Source organism: Myroides albus (assembly GCF_009711045.1).
Taxonomy (GTDB): Bacteria; Bacteroidota; Bacteroidia; order Flavobacteriales; family Flavobacteriaceae; genus Flavobacterium; species Flavobacterium album_A.
The window spans coordinates 1-335 of the sequence record NZ_WMJX01000145.1; the positions used below are offsets into that span (position 1 = coordinate 1).

Below are 335 nucleotides of genomic sequence, written 5' to 3' on the forward strand. Positions count from 1 at the left end.
TAGAACACGCCTATGCTATCCTAGCTGAGAGTTTGTTGAGTCAGAATAAGCTTCCACAAGCAGTGGAAACACTAAATGTAATTAGAACAAAAAGAGGACTGCTCCCGCTTTCAACCAACATCGCTAAAGTAGAACTCGAACAGGAATTCTTACAAGAAATGTACAGAGAGTTTTTTACTGAAAATGGACATCGTTTTTATACTCTTAAACGACTCAATCAACTAAGTCAAATAAAAGAAGTTAAACCGAATTGGAAAGAGTACAACAGTCTATTTCCAATTCCCGAAAAACAGCTGCTAATTAATACAAACCTTAATCCTCAAAACAATGGTTAT

The 335-nt window shown here is 35.5% G+C and carries 1 protein-coding gene; it reads left to right on the forward strand.

Annotated elements, in window-relative coordinates:
- On the forward strand, positions 1 to 335 hold a 335-nt coding region (locus tag GJV76_RS15675; protein WP_155093508.1), incomplete at both ends, for a RagB/SusD family nutrient uptake outer membrane protein.